The sequence below is a fragment of the Streptomyces melanogenes genome (genome assembly GCF_014649795.1).
GTDB classification, from domain to species: Bacteria; Actinomycetota; Actinomycetes; order Streptomycetales; family Streptomycetaceae; genus Streptomyces; species Streptomyces noboritoensis.
Genome location: NZ_BMTS01000007.1, coordinates 339,108 through 353,925, shown reverse-complemented (window position 1 = coordinate 353,925; position 14,818 = coordinate 339,108). Strand labels below are relative to the sequence as shown.

Here is a 14,818-nt window from a genome sequence, read left to right as displayed (position 1 = left end):
GAAACCGCGGGCACCCTCACGGGGCCCGGGCGGCGGGACACACCGCCGCCCGCGCCTCGTCAGCCCTTGACGCGGCTCTCTCCGTCCTGGGCTCGGTCGTACATGTCCTTCCAGAACGCCGCCGTACCGGCCGCGTCCGCCTGTTCCCGCGCCCAGGAATCCTGGTTGGCCCCGGCCGGCTCAGCGATGTGCTTCCAGAGGCTGTCGGCACTGTCCGCCGCCGCCTTGGCGATGTCGCGCCAGCTCTCGGCCTGCGCGCGTGCCGCTTCCTGGTCGGCCAGCCACCTGTGACGCGCCGCATGGGAGTGGTCGGCCACCGCCTTCCACGCCGCTTCCGCCTCGATGCGCGCCTGCGCGGCGTCGGCCGCGTCCTTCAACGCGGCCTCGGCGGCCACGGCCTTCTCCACCAGCCGGGACAAGGTGTAGTGCCGTACGGTCTCGGCCTCCGCGCTCCGCAGCCGGTAGCCCTCCAGATCCAGGCTCGCGCCGGACGCCCAGCCGTACCCGAAGAACTCCGCGACGTCCGCATCGGTCGCCGACGGCCGCAACGCCCATTGCGCCGCGACCCGTACGTTCTCCCCCGGGTCCCGCTCTGCCACGTTCCGTACGAACTCCCGGTCCTTCGCCGCGACGTCCCCCCGGTGCTCGGCATCCGCCTCCCGGACCGCCCGGTCGCGTTTCTGGGCCTCGGCATAACCGGACTTGACGAAGGCCGCCCGGTCCGCGTCCGATCCCTTCACGGCGCGTTCCGCGGCCGCGTGCACTTCCGGGGCGAAGGTCGCGGTGTGGGTACGTGCCACCCGCTCGCAGAACGCGCGGTTACGACTCCGGGTCTCCTTCAGCCGCTGCATGGCCAGCTCGAACCCGCCCCCCGGCGCCAGCCACTGGGTGATCGCCTCGTCGCCGCGCGAGCTGCGCAGCGCGAGCCAGGCCGACGTACGGATCTCGGACGGCAGATTCGACATCGCCATCTTCAGAACGCGGTCGCGGGCCGCCTGGGCCGCCGCGGACCTGACCGGCGAGGGCTGCTCGGCCGCCCCGTCATCCGCGGCGGTGACCGCGGCCCGGGCCGACGCGGTCTCGGCGACCACTCCCCCGCCCGCCAGCAGTCCGGCCGTCAGCACGGTCACGAGCCACCGATGTGCGCGGCCGGTCAGAGGTGGGCGGCGGGTCACTCGACCGCCTTGATCTGCCAGAGCTGGGCATCGCTCTGGTTGCAGGACCACGACTGCGCGACCACGCCGTTGGTCCGCACACCGTTCTGGAAGCCGCCGTTGTTGATGTCCAGGCAGCGCTCGGTCGTGTGGGTGGCCCGGAACTCGTAGCTCTTGTTGGCGAAGTCGACCAAGTCGGCCTGCCAGCGCATCTGCTTGCCCCCGGTGCACTCCCACACCTGCACAGCGGCTCCGATCTGCGTACCGCTGTTCTCGACTTCGAGGCACTTGCCGTTGCGCGCCGACCGCAGTTCGAAGGAGGAGTTGTCCACAGGGATCATGCGCCACTTCTGGGTGTCGGTCCCGTCGCAGGCCCACTGGATGGCCCTGGCGCCGTTGTCAGCGGCACCCGAGATGTCCAGGCACATGTCGCTGCCCGCCAGCTGGAGGTTGACGAGCGTTTCAGCGGACGCGGGTGCGCCGGCGGGCGCCGACGCGTGTGCGGTGGGCGCGCCGGCGGCCACCGCGGCGACACCGGCACAGACGGCCAGCGCGCAACGGAGAGTTCTTACCATCGTGATTTCCGTTTCTTCTCGGCGGTGGGCGTCAGGCCTGCAGGAAGCGCCAGCGGGCGAGGTCATGGCCGCACTCCCAGGTCATCGCGCGCATGCCGTCCTCCTCGGGCTTCCAGAAGTCGATGTTCAGGCATTTGTCGGGAGCCGACATGGGCCTCAGCTCGTACAGGTCCTTGGCGACCTCGACCAACATCACCCGCCAGCGCTGACTGGCACCGTCGAAGCACCATTGCTGCCCGACCTCGATGTCGGAGCTGCTCAGGCACCGGCCGCTGTGCTTGGCCCGCAGCTCGAAGGTGCCCGACCCGGCGGGCGTCAGACTGAAGAGCTGGTGGTCCGCGTCGGCGTCGCAGGTGGACTGCACCGCGTAGGCACCATCGCGGATGGCGCCGTCCTGGATGGTGAGGCACTTGCCGCTGTGTTCGACCTGGAGCCGTACGTAGGACGACGCAGCGGTGGAGGGGGTCGCCTGGGCGGTGGTAACGCTGCCGGCCAGGGCGGCGACGCTGGCGCCGAGCGCCAACGCGGCTCTGACGGTCCGGGACATGTGGAGTCCGTTCATCTCTGTTGAGGGTTCGGGAGCAGGAAGCAGGCAGGAGGCGGTCAGTCCGCGTACGGAGGGATGACCATCCAGGTGGAGTCCCGGTCGAAGTCCTTGCCGTACTGGGTGATCGCGTAGAGCCGCCCCTGGAAGTTCCGCAGCCAGACACCCGGCTTGCTCGCGAGCTCGAAGGACTTCCCGTAGCCGTTGAAGCCCTGGCGGGGACACCAGGAGGCGTCCGCCCGGAACTCCGCACTGCCGTCGTCCCCGGCCACCAGCACGTTCTCGCCCCGGTGCTCGTTCCTGAGGTAGTAGCCGGGCTTGCTCACCGACTCGAAGGAGAAGCAGCCGGGGTTGCTGGCCAGCGCGGGCACGATGACCCAGGTGGCGTCCTCACGGTCGGCCTGCTTGAACCCGTAGCTCATCGGGGCGATGAACGCCCCGTCGCCGTCGGCGGCGTTCCTGCGGATGTACCAGCCGATGTCGGTGACGTAGGACGACATGAAGGACTGCCGTCGCGCCCGGTGCTGGTTCTCGTCCTTGAGGAACGCGGTGACGTCCTCGTCCGTCCCGGCCAGCGCCTTCTTCGCCGCGGCCACCAGGTTGGGGTTCACCCCGCCGTTCTCGGCCGCGGCCTGGATGCGCCGGGCGAGCTGCCGGTTCTCCTCGGCGATCTTCTTGCGGCGGTTCTCGTCGTCACGCTTGTACGCCTCGTCGGCCCCGGTGTCGATGTACTTCTTCCACGCGGCCGGGTCGGAGCTGAGCAGCGCCTTCTGGGCGGCCGCGAAGAGTTCGGTGCCCTTGACGTCGGCCGGGGCCGTACGCAGCAGTTCGCGGAGGAAGTTGTCGTCGGCGAGGCCGAGCATGGCTTCGGTCGGCGTCACGCGGAAGAGCGCCGCCACGTTCTTGCGGGCGGCCAGCTGCCGCTTGCGCTCGGCTTCCTGGCGGTTCCTCTCCTCGATCTCCTTGAGCTCGTTGTCGACGTCGCGCTTGTGGGCCTCGCGGGCACCGTTCACGATGAACTCGTGCCAGGCGGCCGCGTCACCGGCCAGCGCGCGGGCACCCGCCGACCGCACCTCCGGCCCGGAGGCCGAGTGCCGCACGATGGCGCGGACGAAGTTGTCGTCGCTGAGCTCCAGCAGCTCCGGGCTGCTCGGGATGCCAACCGCGAGCAGGGCCTGGGACTTGGCGAGCCTGGCCGCACGGTCGGCCTCCGCCTTGTCCCGCTCGCGCTTCTGGTCGATCTTGCGCGCCTCGCCGATGCCAGTCGTAATGAACCGTACGTGGTCCTCGGGCTTGGAGCTGAACATCGCCTCCTCCGCGGCGGTACGCACCGTCGCCATGCGGTCGCCCCCGTCCCGGGCCTTCTGCCACAGCACGTGGATGAAGTCGTAGTCGCTGAGCAGGAGCACCTCCGACGGCGGATCGAAGTCGACCTTGGACGCCGCCTCGATGCGCTGCTCGGCGGTCGTGCCCACGGCACCGGCCTGGGCGCTCGCCTTCGCGGGCTGCTCGGCGGCGGTGGCCGGTGCGACGGCTCCGGTCACGGCGGCCAGTGCGGTGGTGGCCACGATGCCGCGAGTGACGATCTTCCGCACACGCGCGGAGGTGGTGTTGCTGTTGTGCATGCTGTGTCAGAAACCCCTCTGGTACCCAGTGCTGGGTGACCCGATAAATGGAGAGCGGTCATGGCGAAGGAGGCGCTTCACCGGTGCCTCACCAGTGCCTCACCGAGCGGAATTCGTAGTTCCTGAACGCGCGGCGAGATCAGCCCTCGCGACGAGGACGCGTGAAACTGATGCCGGGAAGGCCTGCCTCGGGGCCGGACCGCTGAGCGTTGTTTCTCGCCGACGCGAGGGCGCTTCAGCGCCTCACGGGGTATCGAGTGCTGCGGTACTCACCTGCGGGAAGCCGGAGTCCGGCTGCAGCACTCGTGTGGCGGCAGCCGCCACCGCACACATGGACTCCCGGCCCACGGTCATCCCCCATACCCCCGTCAACGAACTTCAGGACGGGCACACACGGCATGAAGGGGCGCAAACGCCCAGCTCACCCCGTACCCCCCGTCGACTGGATGAACCAGTCGCCATGACCGTATCCGCCGCATGTCGGGGAATGATCTTGTTTTAGCCAGCGGAATGGACTATTCCGAATAAAACGGGACACCGGCTCGACGAAGAGGTACGACAGGAAATCAAAGTCCCATGAGCAGCAAAACTCTGAGTCAAGCAATGGAAAAGCGAAGCGAGTTGAGCAACAAAGACGCTCGCGGTGCGGAGGGACTCGCCACCCATCACCCGACCCCAACAGGGACACAGGCAGCCACGACCGTCACTCCAGAGTGACTACTCGACTACGGAACGAATCAGTCTCGCTTGGCTGGATCGGTTCAGTGAGCACCAGTGGGGGCGAGGAGTTGGCTGGCCTCGCCCCCAGGTAAAGCACGGCTCGCCCCCACGTCCCCTCATGGAGCGCACACCGAGACCTTCGTAGGGCGCCTTCAGCCAGCCGAGTCGGTATCCGCACGCTCTGCCAGCGTGCCGGTCGCCACCCAACAGGCGGGCAGGCGGGAGACAGTGCGCCCGTGCCCGATACGGGGGTCGGCACCGCTGTAGACCTCAGCGCTCCAACCATGGCCTGCCAGCCACGACTCCACGTCGTCCCGGGCGGACAGCCAGCGAGCCCCCTGCGACGCGAGCCGTTCACGGGAAGGTTCGCCCTCCTCCCCCAGCATCGCCGCCTCCAACTGCTCCAGCATGATCCGACTGCCCGGCGCAGACAGCGCGGACAACCCGGAGAGCAGGGCGTCCCCCGCCTCGCCGGAGAGGTACATCAGCAGGCCCTCCACCAGCCAGGCGGTCGGCTGGCCGGGGTCGAAGCCCGCCGCGCGCAGCGCGTCGGACCAGTTGGCGGTCAAGTCCGCGGCCACTCCGCGGCGTTCACAGGTGGCGGCGAGTCCCGAGTGGGCAATCAGTGCGTCTTTGAAGGCCGTCATGTCCGGCAGGTCGAGCTCGTACCACTGCGTTCCGGGCGGGCAGTCCAACCGGACGGTCCGTCCATCCACCCCAGCAGCCAACGTGACGACTTGGCGGACCCCGGCGCGCATCGCGCTGAGCAGCTCGTCGTCGAAGAACCGGGTGCGCACCGCGAAGTACGCGGGGTATTCGCGCGTGCTGCTGCTCGCTCGGGTGACCATGTCCGACACCTCGGTGAAGGACGGGTCCTCCGCGATCGCCTTCAACAACCGGTCGGCGAACGGGTCTTGGAACAGGGCGTCGGGTCTCTGGCTCTCCATCTGCCGCATCCAGGCGACGACCAGCGCCGTCTGCCCGACGCCTTCGGGGACCTTCAGACCGTCGATCATCGAGATTCTCCTGAGTGAGGGGGTGGGGATGGCGGGTGGAGTCCTGGCTTCCGGCCCCGGAGCGGCGGAGGAGTACCGGCGCGTCAGTGCCCCGGGCGCGCATCAGTCGCAACCTCCGCAAGGGGGCGAGGAACTCACAGGCCGACGCGATTATCACCGGTACGAGTCCCCGTGATCACGAACTCCACCGTATTCACCGACCTTTTTTGCCGCCGCAGACACCCGTCACCACCGCGGACCCGGGTTGGAGGCCGCTGTCCTCCAACACAGTCGGCGGGCCTGGCCGTCGCGGTCCAGGTGGTAAGAGGAGTGAGAGCGTCCCGATCCGCCCCAGTGATTCTGGCGTGGCATCCGACAACCCTTGCCCGGCAGTGGCTGCCTCACCCCAGCAGCAACGCCCGTTCCCATGGCGTGGCGGCATGACCGTTCTCCCGCGCCAGCAGGGCCAGGCCGATCCCGGCGCTGCCGCCCAGGAAGCCGGGCAGCTGGTAGTCCTGGCCGAGATGGGGGTTGGGGACGGGGTAGAGGAACGGCGCGTCGAGGTCCCGGGCGGCGCGCAGCCGGGCCCCGGCAGCGGTGGCGGCCTCGGCCACTTCGAGGCCGGGGCGGTCGAGGCGCAGGCGGCGCAGTACGTGCTCGATTCCGGACCAGCCGTGACACAACCCCGGCTCGATGACCGCGCCCGCCTCCTCCGGGCGGCGCAGCATCGCGCACAGCGCCTCCTGCCCGCGCGCGGCCCACTCGGGGCGGGCGAAGGCGCGGGCGGCGAGGTGGAAGGTGTGGGCGAGGCCGGGTGTGCCGTAGCACCAGGACGGTCCGGGCAGCGGCGAGCCGGTGGCGGCGGACGGGTGCACGCCGGTGCCGCCGGGTGCCGTGAACCGGGTCCGGGGCAGGCAGCGTGGCCAGTACGGTCCCTCGGCGTCCCGCTCCTCGGCCCGGGCGAAGAACTCCATCACCGTGTGGACCGCTTCCTCCTGCCGCGGTACCCGATGGCCCTGCTCCCAGGCGAGGCTGAGCAGGGCGAGCGGACCGAGGATGCCGTGGGCGAGTCCGAGGTTGGCGTGACCGTGGTCGAAGGCGGGTTGCGGCACGGACGAGGGCTGCGAGGTGACCCACCAGCCCGGGAAGCATGTGCCGTCGACGACCAGCGGGTCGGTCAGCCGCACCAGAGAGCCGAGCACCCCGCGCAGTACCTCGGTGTCCGGGTCCTGCTGGGTCAGCAGGACGCAGCCCAGTCCCGTCAGGCCGGTGATGAGGTCCCACGACTGGAAGCCATCGGCGGGGACGCCGTCGTCGAGCCGCCGGGTCTCCTGGGCGAGAGCCGAACGGGCTGCCGCGCCCAGGCTCGTACGCAACGCGCCGCGCAGGGACGGGTAGTCGGACGTGCCGTGGGCGGCGCACTCGACGGCGAAGGCCACCGCGCCGAAGCCGCTGTAGAGGCCGTTGTGGTGGGGTGCGGCTCTCAGCGCGTCGACCGCGAGGCTCAGGTAGCGGTGGGTGACGCTCCGGTAGGCGGGGTCGTGGCGGGCCAGTTCACCGTAGAAGAGGGCGAGGGCGGGGTAGCCGGAGGCCAGGGAGGCGGGGAGCCAGGAGCGCACCTGTTCACCGTCGGGCCGGGGCGCGGCGGCGTCCTGCGCCTCCACGACTGCCAGCACCTGGGCGGGGTCGCGCAGCCGCCGTGCGATCTCCTCGATCTCCTGTGCCGTCCGGGTCGCGGTCGTCATGCCCCGGCCTCCCCGTGGTGGTCCGAACGGTCCGTACGGGCCGTCTCGAGGCGGCCGGTCCGGGCGCGGTGCGAGCGGATGCTGTCGCCCAGGACGGCATAGGCGAGGCTCTCCCCCTCACGTGTGAGTCCCAGGGCGCGGTTGGCGTGCATGTGCAGGACTCCGCTGAGCGCGCGGTCGCGCACCGCTGCGCCCGAACCGCTCTCGTCGATGGCTCGCGCATGGGCGCGCATCGCCTCCGCCCGCCGCGCCCAGGTGTCGCGCAGCCCTTGCGTGCCGGGGTGGTCAGACGATGCGCCGGTGGTGCCGTCCGGGCCGATCAGAGCCATGGCCTCACGGCGGTACGGGCGTACGGATCCAGCGGCCGGCCAGATGAGCCGGTCCAGCGCCCAGTCGGCCCACGAACTACCAAGTGCGGCTTCGAGCAGGTCGGCACAGGTGGCGGCGGCCAGGACCACGCGGTCCGTGCCAAGCCGTCCCCGCACCGCGTGCTGGAGCTGGGTGACAACGGCCACGCTGTCGGCGTGGAACACCTCCAGGGCACTCGCCACCGCCTGGTCGCCACCGTACCGTTCGGCCTCCGGGACGAAGGTGTGCAGCGATACGTCACGGATCAGCCCCTCGGCGTACAGACGGCGCGTCCAGCCGTGGAAGGCGGGCAGGAGGTCGGCGGAGCCCGATCCGTCGCGCGCCTCGATCCGGAGCCTGAGCTGCGGGTCCGGGTCGGCGTACCGCACGAAGTGCCAGCTTTTGACTGAATGGCCCAACTCGGCAAACAGTACGGGGAGTTCGTGGGTGAGGAGGTGTTCGTGCTCGGTCGGCGGGGTGAGCAGTTTCGTGGACAGCCACGCGCCGCCGATGTGGTGCGCGGGGACGTCACGCCGGGGCCGGGCCGCTATGCGGGGGGCCGGGCTGGGCGCGGGCGCGTCGGCGCGGGGCACCAGGGGGAAGACGATCTCGTTGGCGTGGCCGGCGGACCAGCCGAACCGGGTCCGCCGGTCGCCGACCGACTCGAAGACCGCCAGGTCGGGGCGGCGCGCCAGTTCGTGCCGGAACAGCTCCCGGTGCGGGCCGTGGGTGAGGTCCACTTCCAGCCGCTTGTCGGAGACGGCGACGAGTACGTGCCGCGGGACGAGGAAGGCGCGCCGCCACTGGTCCAGGGCCGCGGGCCAGTCGCCGGGCCGCTGGGCCGCGCCGGTCAGCTCGGGGGTGGGACGCCAGCGCGCCGGGTTGAGGACGGTACGGCCGTAGCGGACCCGCGGCAGATGGGGCAGGACCTCCAGGCGGCCCCAGTACCACGGTGTCCAGGCGTGCAGGCCGACAGCGTGCGACTCGGCGAGGAAGCGGGCGACGTTGGGAGCCGAGGTGGACAGGTCCAGCGCGTGCGGTACGACGACGGCGATCTGCTGTCCGGTGGAGCGGCGCAGGAGCTGGAAGCCGTCGAAGCTCGCGCGCACGGCCAGGTCGTCGACCGGGATCGACTCGGTACCAGTGGCATCGGTGGTGTCGGCGAACTCACCGACGGCGATCTTGGGCACGCCCGGCAGCGGGACCCGGGAGATGTTGACCGAGCGGGGCAGCACGGGGCGGAAGGCGAGCTGCGCGGCCACCGGCTCCTCCCTCCCCGCCCGCGAACCCACCACCGGGCGGACGATCGGGCGGCTGCCGGTCACCTCCCAGAACCGCCCGGATATGGCGCCGACGCCGTGCGAGCCGCAGGCGGGGCCGAGGACCAGGGTGAAGTCCCCGTCCGAGAGAGCGTCGCAGTCGACGGCGTGGAGCTGGCCGAACAGGTCGAGCGAGGGCGGTCGGCTCTGTGCGTCGTCGAAGGACAGGGCGGCTACGGTCTCCTCCGTCAGGACGATCTCGTCCTGGCCCGCGTGGAGCGCCCGCTCGACCAGGTCGCCCAGCAGATCGTCGCGCTCCCGTGCGGACCGCACGTCGACGGGGGGTCGCGCGGAGGGCGGCAGCAGGTAGCCGGACGGAGCTCCGAGGCCGACGACCGGGTCGAGCAGCTCGCGCACGGGGACGAGTCGCTCGACTCCGTACTGCTCCAGGAACTCCTTGTGATACTGCGTCAGATGCCGGGGCCCGCGCGACTGCGGCGACATCCGCCACAGCACCGTGGCCGCGCGCTCGGCCTCCGCGACGACGTCATCGGGCAGGCTCACCTCCGCGTCCATGGCCAGGACGACATGGAGGGGCCGGCGGGTGCCCTGGGGTGCGACGGCGTCCATCGCGCGCACGGCGGCCCGCCACGCCTGGCGTCCCGTCCCCAACGGCGCATCGGCATAAGCTCGCAGGTACGCGGCCTGCTCCGGAGCCAGGACGCGCACGTCGTCGCCGGTGTCGTGCTGGCGCGGGCGGCCGTCGCACAGCAGGAAACCCTCGGCCACCAGGGTGTCGACGGCACGGTCGAGGGCACCCGCCGGGGCCTGTGGGAAACGGCGCGCGGCGCCGTCCACGAGCTCGTCGAGGCGGATCGGCGTACGTGCCGTGCGCAGCAGCTGGTCGGTGAGCTTGCTGCGGGCGATGGTGATCTCGCCCGTGCCCAGCTCCGTGCCGCCTTCCCCGGGGATGCGGGTGCTGGGCAGGACGAGCCGGGCACCGCGCTCAGTGCACAGGCCGTTGGCCATGACCCGTACCGTGCCGCGTGTACGAGGGTCGGTCAGGCGCGCGTCGGCGACCCGGGCGGCCCACTCGGCGTCGGGCCACACGAACTTGCGGTGCGCCTCGCCCAGCCGAAAACGCGCCTCTTTCCCCGGCACGGCCGCAGCCACTCCGGCCTGCAGGCCGAACGGCGTGGGGCGCTGGGCCATCCGCAGCAGATACCGGGTGGCGGACTTGAGGGCCCGCTCCCATGAACGGTCGTCGATGGCCTCGCCGCGCTCCAGCCGTTCCAGGGTGTGCGTCAGCGAGCCGCTGGACACCTCGATCGACTCGCGCAGCACCGGATCGGCGAGGAGCCGTCGCAGCTGGGCGTGGTTGTCCGCGGCGGACGTGGACGAGGGGGAGGCGGCCGGCGGGTCCGCGGCGGAGGTGGGTGCGACGGCGAGGCGAACCAGCAGGTCCGGCAGGCCGCGGAAGACGGGCTCAGGCAACGCGGTTCCCTTCTCTGAGCGATTCCGGGGCTGGTGCGGGTGCGCTGTCCCCGGGTTGTACGGGCGACACGGGTGGTTCGGGTGCGCTGGTACGGGAGCGGGGCGCGGCGGCGTACTGTTCCGCCTGCATCCGGTAGAGACGGGCGAACCGGCCGTCGTGGTCGAGGAGTTCGGCGAACGAGCCGGATTCGGCCAGCCGTCCCCGGTCGAGGAAGAAGATCTGGTCGGCGTGGCGGACGGACGCCAGCCGGTGGGTGACCAGGACCACTGTCTGTCCGCCGCGGGCGAGCTCTTGGATGCGGTCGAAGAACTCGATCTCCGTCTGGGGATCGAGGGCGGCGGTGGGTTCGTCGTAGACGAGGATGTCGGCGCCGCGGAAGGCGGCCCGTGCGAGGGCCGCACGCTGCCATTGGCCGCCGGACAGCTCGACGCCGCCGACGAACTCGGGGGCCAGCAAGGTGTCCCAGCCCTGCGGCAGCCGTTCCACGACGTCCGCGAATCCGCTGTCGGCCGCGGCGCGCCGCAGCCGTGCGCCGTCGGCGCGGGCCTCGGGGCGTCCGATGGCGACGTTGGTGCGAGCGGTGAACGGCCACTGGGTGAAGGTCTGCGAGACCAGGGCGATGCGCTCGTGGACGTCGGCGCGGCGCAGGGTGCGCAGGTCACGGCCGTCCCAGCGGACGCTGCCGCGCTCGGGGGTGTACAGCCCGCACAGCAGCCGGGACAGGGTTGTCTTGCCCGCCCCGTTGGGCCCGACCAAGGCCACGATCTGCCCCTTCGCGATCTCCAGGGACACGCTGTCCAGGGCCGGCTCCCGTACGCCCGCGTAGCGGAAGGACACCTCGCTGAGGCTGATGGCCGCGGGCGCCGCCCGCACCCGCTTCCCGCCCCGGGGTACCTTCCGCTCGCCGGCCATGCGGCAGGCGGCTTCCAGGTCCGCGTGGAAGAGGGCCTGTTCATAGAGGGAATTGACCTGCTGGACCAGCGAGTCCAGCTGCGCGGTGGCCGTGCGGACGGCGATCGCGGCGGTCCCGGCCGCCGCCAGGGGGATCCAGGACCCCATCACCAGCAGGACAAGGAGCCCGTACACCCCGGCCGCGGCGAGCCCGGCGAGGGCGCCGGCGAGCGCCGTGGTGCCCGCGGCGGCCCGGGAGAGGCGGGCCTGCTCCCCGGCGGCCTCCCGTGACATCCGGTCGAAGGACTCCACCAGGTACTCCGCCGCCCCGTGCACCCGCAGTTCGGGGGCGCTGTCCCGGTCGAGCAGCAGCCGCGCGAGCACCTGGTTGCGGCGGGAGTGCTCCAGCCACGTCTGGGTGGAGCGGTAGGAACGGCGGGCGGAGCGGGCCGCGCCCCAGCCCTTGGGCAGGGCGGCGGCCAGCAGCAGAGGAAGCAGTACGGGGTGCAGCGTGACCAGCACCACGGCGGCGGACGCGAAGACGACCAGGCCGTGCAGGACCTGAAGGCTGTTCCTGGTCATCTGCCGCGCGGCCACCGTTCCGCGCTGGGCGGAGTGCAACAGCCGCTGGAAGTCGCCCGACTCCATGGCCGCGAGTTCCACCCGCGCGCTGCGGCGCAGCAGCAGGAGCATCGCACGACGCTCGACCTGCGGCTCCAGACTTCCCGACAGCGTCGTCGAGGCGGCGGCCAGAACGGTGGTGAGCGTGGCCACGGCGAGCAGCCACCCCATCGACGGCAGAGCCTGCGTGAGCCGGTCCCGCACGTCACCGCCCGCGAACAGCCGCATCAGCAGGGCGTTGGTCGCGACGAGCCCGAGCGCCGCGATGGCTCCACGGCTCACCTCGACAGCGGCCAGGGCAGCGGCCCGGCCGCGCCCGGCGTCCCACGCCAGCACGGCCGACTTCCGCAGGAACGAGGGCAGTCCGGCGAGCACGGAGAAGGTGCGCGCGTCCGCCCCGGCCAGATCGTGGGCGGTGTATCCGCCGCCGAGCCGCAGCCGTGAGCCGAACAGCTCCCGCTCGCTCGCGGCCACGTCGTCCTCCGGCCGTTCCTGGTCGCCCCCGGCCCCGGGCCCTCCGCCCCTGCCGCCCCCGCCGATCCGCCGCATGCTCACCCGCCCACGAGAGAAGTCCACCGGGATACGGCCGCGTGCGTCCCCGCGGCCCGGTGCTGCCGGCCCGAGTGCCGGACAGTCCTCTCCCCGCCCGGCACCGGGCCCACTAGTCACCGCTCACAGCAGTGCGCTCAGCAGGTCGGACACATCGAGACGCCGCGCCCGTACGTCTGACCGCAGCTCGTCGGGGACTGCGACACACAGCACGGCACCGTGTTGGCGCAGGCGATCCCCGTACTCCCGCCGAGCTCGGGCGCTTCGACGCGCTCCAGGCCCGAGAAGTCGACCTCGATGTCGAAGCTCTCCTCCACGGCTGCCCTGTCCAGCAGTTCCAGCGTCATGCCCCTCACCTCTCTGCTTTCCGGTCTCGGCTTCCGGCCGATCGGTTGAGGCGCCCCTGTCCGCGGCGCCGCGACCGATCTTGTGCAGAGGGCGAGATTGTCCGCTATGCAGGACGAGTTGTCCGGCGCGGAGAGTGAGGGGAAGTGCGAGGTCAGCGGTGTGAGGCGCGCGGGAAAAGAGGGAGTTGTCCGCGGACAAGGCACGGTGAGTGTGCTGATTTCCGATCGCCTGTCCGTCAGAACGTCTGTTGCTCAGTCCTGAAGAACAGGCTGGGCATCGGCCGGGCTAGGTTTGCCGCATGAGCGAACTTCCTGGCGGCGGCAGCGTCGCCGATACCTATCAGCACGTTCCGAAGCTGATGACTCCCGCCGACGGCCTGCGTCTGCCCGGTGCCTACCTGAAGTGGTACGACCTGCGCCGGGCCGAACTGGAACTCTCCGAGGAGGAACGTCAGCAGGCCCGTGACTTCCTCGCCTCCACAGAGCTGCCGTTCGATGACGAGCTGGGCTTCGTGATACTCCACAAGTGCACCCCGACGTTCTCGTTCCTGCTGGTGCAGACCTGGCGCGGCGAGAACGAGCTCTGGGAGACGGTGTTCGCCAAGAACGATGACGGACCCTTCCGACTGCACACCTTCCCCGGCGACCACCGGGGCACGTTCTGCGTGTGGGAGATGGGCGCCGTCTGGCACGAAGCGCAGGCCTGGTCGCGGTATCTGGCCTCCGCGCGCGACGACGAGGCGAGGAAGACCTATGTCGAGGACAGGTTCACCGGGGTCGTATGAGTAACGCGCCCCGGTGGCCGACGGTTTGTCGGTCCGGACGCGTCATGCCTCTGTCACGAGGGGGCGTCCGCCCCAGCGGATGCCTTCTCACTGCAGACCCGGGCGCGTTCCCGCCGCTGAGCGTCCAGGACGTCGGGGTGCGGCCGCGGTTGAGGCCCCCGGCGACCAGCCGTGGCGAGCAAGTTCACCCCGGGGACACAGCCAGAGGGTCGAATTCCAGCCACACCGCTGGCCGTACGGCGACACCTTGGCGAACCGCGAGGCAGGGCTTACGCCTGTGACGGAACGAAGACGTCGCGGAGGACCGCCTGTGACTCGGTGTGAGATACAAATACTTCCGACTACATGCACCGCGCCACCTCAGGGGGAACACCATGAACTACACCCGCACCACCGCTCTCGCCGCCCTCGGCGTCACCGGCGCCCTCTTACTCACCGCCTGCGGCAGCGACGACTCCGCGAACGACTCGTCCTCCAAGGGCTCCTCGTCCACGTCCTCTTCACCCACGAACGGCGGCTCGCAGTCGAAGGGCCGCTCGAACTCCACTGGCGCACAGGCCGGTAACACGGCGTCGGGCTCAGGTGAGGGCACCGAGTCGGGCTCCGGCGCCGCGAACGGTACGACGAAGACCGGCGGCAAGGCGAAGGCCGGCGGCAAGGTCACGTTCTGCAAGACGCCGGACCTGGCCATCAACGCCACCAACGCCGCGCCCGACAAGAGCTCCGGCAGGATCGACATCACCATGGTCAACCGTGGTTCGACCACCTGCTCGGCGACCGGCTTCGCGGGCGTCGACATCAAGGACGCCGACCACACCTCCAACCCCATCGAGCGCGGCCACGCCCAACCGCGTGTCACCACCCTCAAGCCCGGCGACACCGCTGTCTTCAACCTGGCCTACGACATCGACACCACCGGCCACAGCCTCGCGTCCCCGACCAACATCCTGGTGACGCCCCCGAACGAGACCCACACCGTGAGCCTGAAGTGGCCCGCAGCCGCGGGAAAGATCAAGGGCGCCTACACCGACGTTCAGGTCTACCCGACCCACACGACCAAGTAGGCGTGGTGACTGTGGCCTGTTGACTCCTTTCGGCGCAGGTTCCGGGGCGGCATGCTCGTTGATCTGTGAACGGTATGCAGCGGACTCACCTCAGGATCTCC

The 14,818-nt window shown here is 70.9% G+C and carries 11 protein-coding genes; 2 read left to right on the top strand and 9 right to left on the bottom strand.

Features of this window, described 5'->3' with window-relative positions:
- Positions 1-59 precede the first annotated feature (59 nt).
- The 9 genes from IE252_RS18165 to IE252_RS18125 form a co-directional block, all read right to left on the bottom strand.
- A complete protein-coding gene (locus tag IE252_RS18165; RefSeq protein WP_229848515.1) occupies positions 60-1,130 on the bottom strand; it encodes a hypothetical protein in 1,071 nt (356 codons plus the stop codon).
- Between the two features lie 41 nt (positions 1,131-1,171).
- Positions 1,172-1,729, bottom strand: a complete 558-nt coding sequence (locus IE252_RS18160) for an RICIN domain-containing protein (protein ID WP_190090472.1) — start codon at positions 1,727-1,729, stop codon at positions 1,172-1,174.
- A 31-nt stretch (positions 1,730-1,760) separates the two neighbouring features.
- Positions 1,761-2,291, bottom strand: a complete 531-nt coding sequence (locus tag IE252_RS18155; RefSeq protein WP_190090471.1) for an RICIN domain-containing protein — start codon at positions 2,289-2,291, stop codon at positions 1,761-1,763.
- Positions 2,292-2,332: 41 nt separating this feature from the next.
- On the bottom strand, positions 2,333-3,898 hold the full coding sequence (locus IE252_RS18150) for an AbfB domain-containing protein (RefSeq protein WP_190090470.1): 1,566 nt from the start codon (positions 3,896-3,898) through the stop codon (positions 2,333-2,335).
- A gap of 872 nt (positions 3,899-4,770) precedes the next feature.
- Positions 4,771-5,634, bottom strand: coding sequence for an SAM-dependent methyltransferase (locus IE252_RS18145; RefSeq protein ID WP_190090469.1), 864 nt, complete (start codon positions 5,632-5,634; stop codon positions 4,771-4,773).
- A gap of 380 nt (positions 5,635-6,014) precedes the next feature.
- Entirely contained in the window at positions 6,015-7,358 is a 1,344-nt protein-coding gene (locus IE252_RS18140) for a lanthionine synthetase C family protein (protein ID WP_190090468.1), read from the bottom strand.
- On the bottom strand, positions 7,355-10,459 hold the full coding sequence (locus IE252_RS18135; protein ID WP_190090467.1) for a lantibiotic dehydratase: 3,105 nt from the start codon (positions 10,457-10,459) through the stop codon (positions 7,355-7,357). The genes IE252_RS18140 and IE252_RS18135 overlap by 4 nt, the downstream gene beginning before the upstream one ends.
- Positions 10,452-12,548, bottom strand: a complete 2,097-nt coding sequence (locus IE252_RS18130) for an ATP-binding cassette domain-containing protein (RefSeq protein WP_229848514.1) — start codon at positions 12,546-12,548, stop codon at positions 10,452-10,454. The genes IE252_RS18135 and IE252_RS18130 overlap by 8 nt, the downstream gene beginning before the upstream one ends.
- Positions 12,549-12,658: 110 nt before the next feature.
- Positions 12,659-12,868 carry a hypothetical protein gene (locus tag IE252_RS18125; protein ID WP_190090466.1) on the bottom strand — a complete coding sequence of 70 codons (210 nt, stop codon included), beginning with the start codon at positions 12,866-12,868 and terminating at the stop codon, positions 12,659-12,661.
- Between the two features lie 299 nt (positions 12,869-13,167).
- On the opposite strand from IE252_RS18125, the gene IE252_RS18120 reads away from it, so the two are divergent.
- Both IE252_RS18120 and IE252_RS18115 read left to right on the top strand, forming a co-directional pair.
- Positions 13,168-13,653, top strand: coding sequence for a hypothetical protein (locus tag IE252_RS18120; RefSeq protein ID WP_190090465.1), 486 nt, complete (start codon positions 13,168-13,170; stop codon positions 13,651-13,653).
- Between the two features lie 374 nt (positions 13,654-14,027).
- Complete coding sequence (locus IE252_RS18115) at positions 14,028-14,717, top strand: DUF4232 domain-containing protein (protein ID WP_190090464.1); 690 nt, start codon at positions 14,028-14,030, stop codon at positions 14,715-14,717.
- Positions 14,718-14,818: the final 101 nt, after the last annotated feature.

Coding starts and splice junctions, on each gene's coding strand:
- IE252_RS18160 (WP_190090472.1), bottom strand. CDS start 1,729: ATGGTAAGAACTCTCCGTTGCGCGCTGGCCGTCTGTGCCGGTGTCGCC.
- IE252_RS18155 (WP_190090471.1), bottom strand. CDS start 2,291: ATGAACGGACTCCACATGTCCCGGACCGTCAGAGCCGCGTTGGCGCTC.
- IE252_RS18150 (WP_190090470.1), bottom strand. CDS start 3,898: ATGCACAACAGCAACACCACCTCCGCGCGTGTGCGGAAGATCGTCACT.
- IE252_RS18145 (WP_190090469.1), bottom strand. CDS start 5,634: ATGATCGACGGTCTGAAGGTCCCCGAAGGCGTCGGGCAGACGGCGCTG.
- IE252_RS18140 (WP_190090468.1), bottom strand. CDS start 7,358: ATGACGACCGCGACCCGGACGGCACAGGAGATCGAGGAGATCGCACGG.
- IE252_RS18125 (WP_190090466.1), bottom strand. CDS start 12,868: ATGACGCTGGAACTGCTGGACAGGGCAGCCGTGGAGGAGAGCTTCGAC.
- IE252_RS18120 (WP_190090465.1), top strand. CDS start 13,168: ATGAGCGAACTTCCTGGCGGCGGCAGCGTCGCCGATACCTATCAGCAC.
- IE252_RS18115 (WP_190090464.1), top strand. CDS start 14,028: ATGAACTACACCCGCACCACCGCTCTCGCCGCCCTCGGCGTCACCGGC.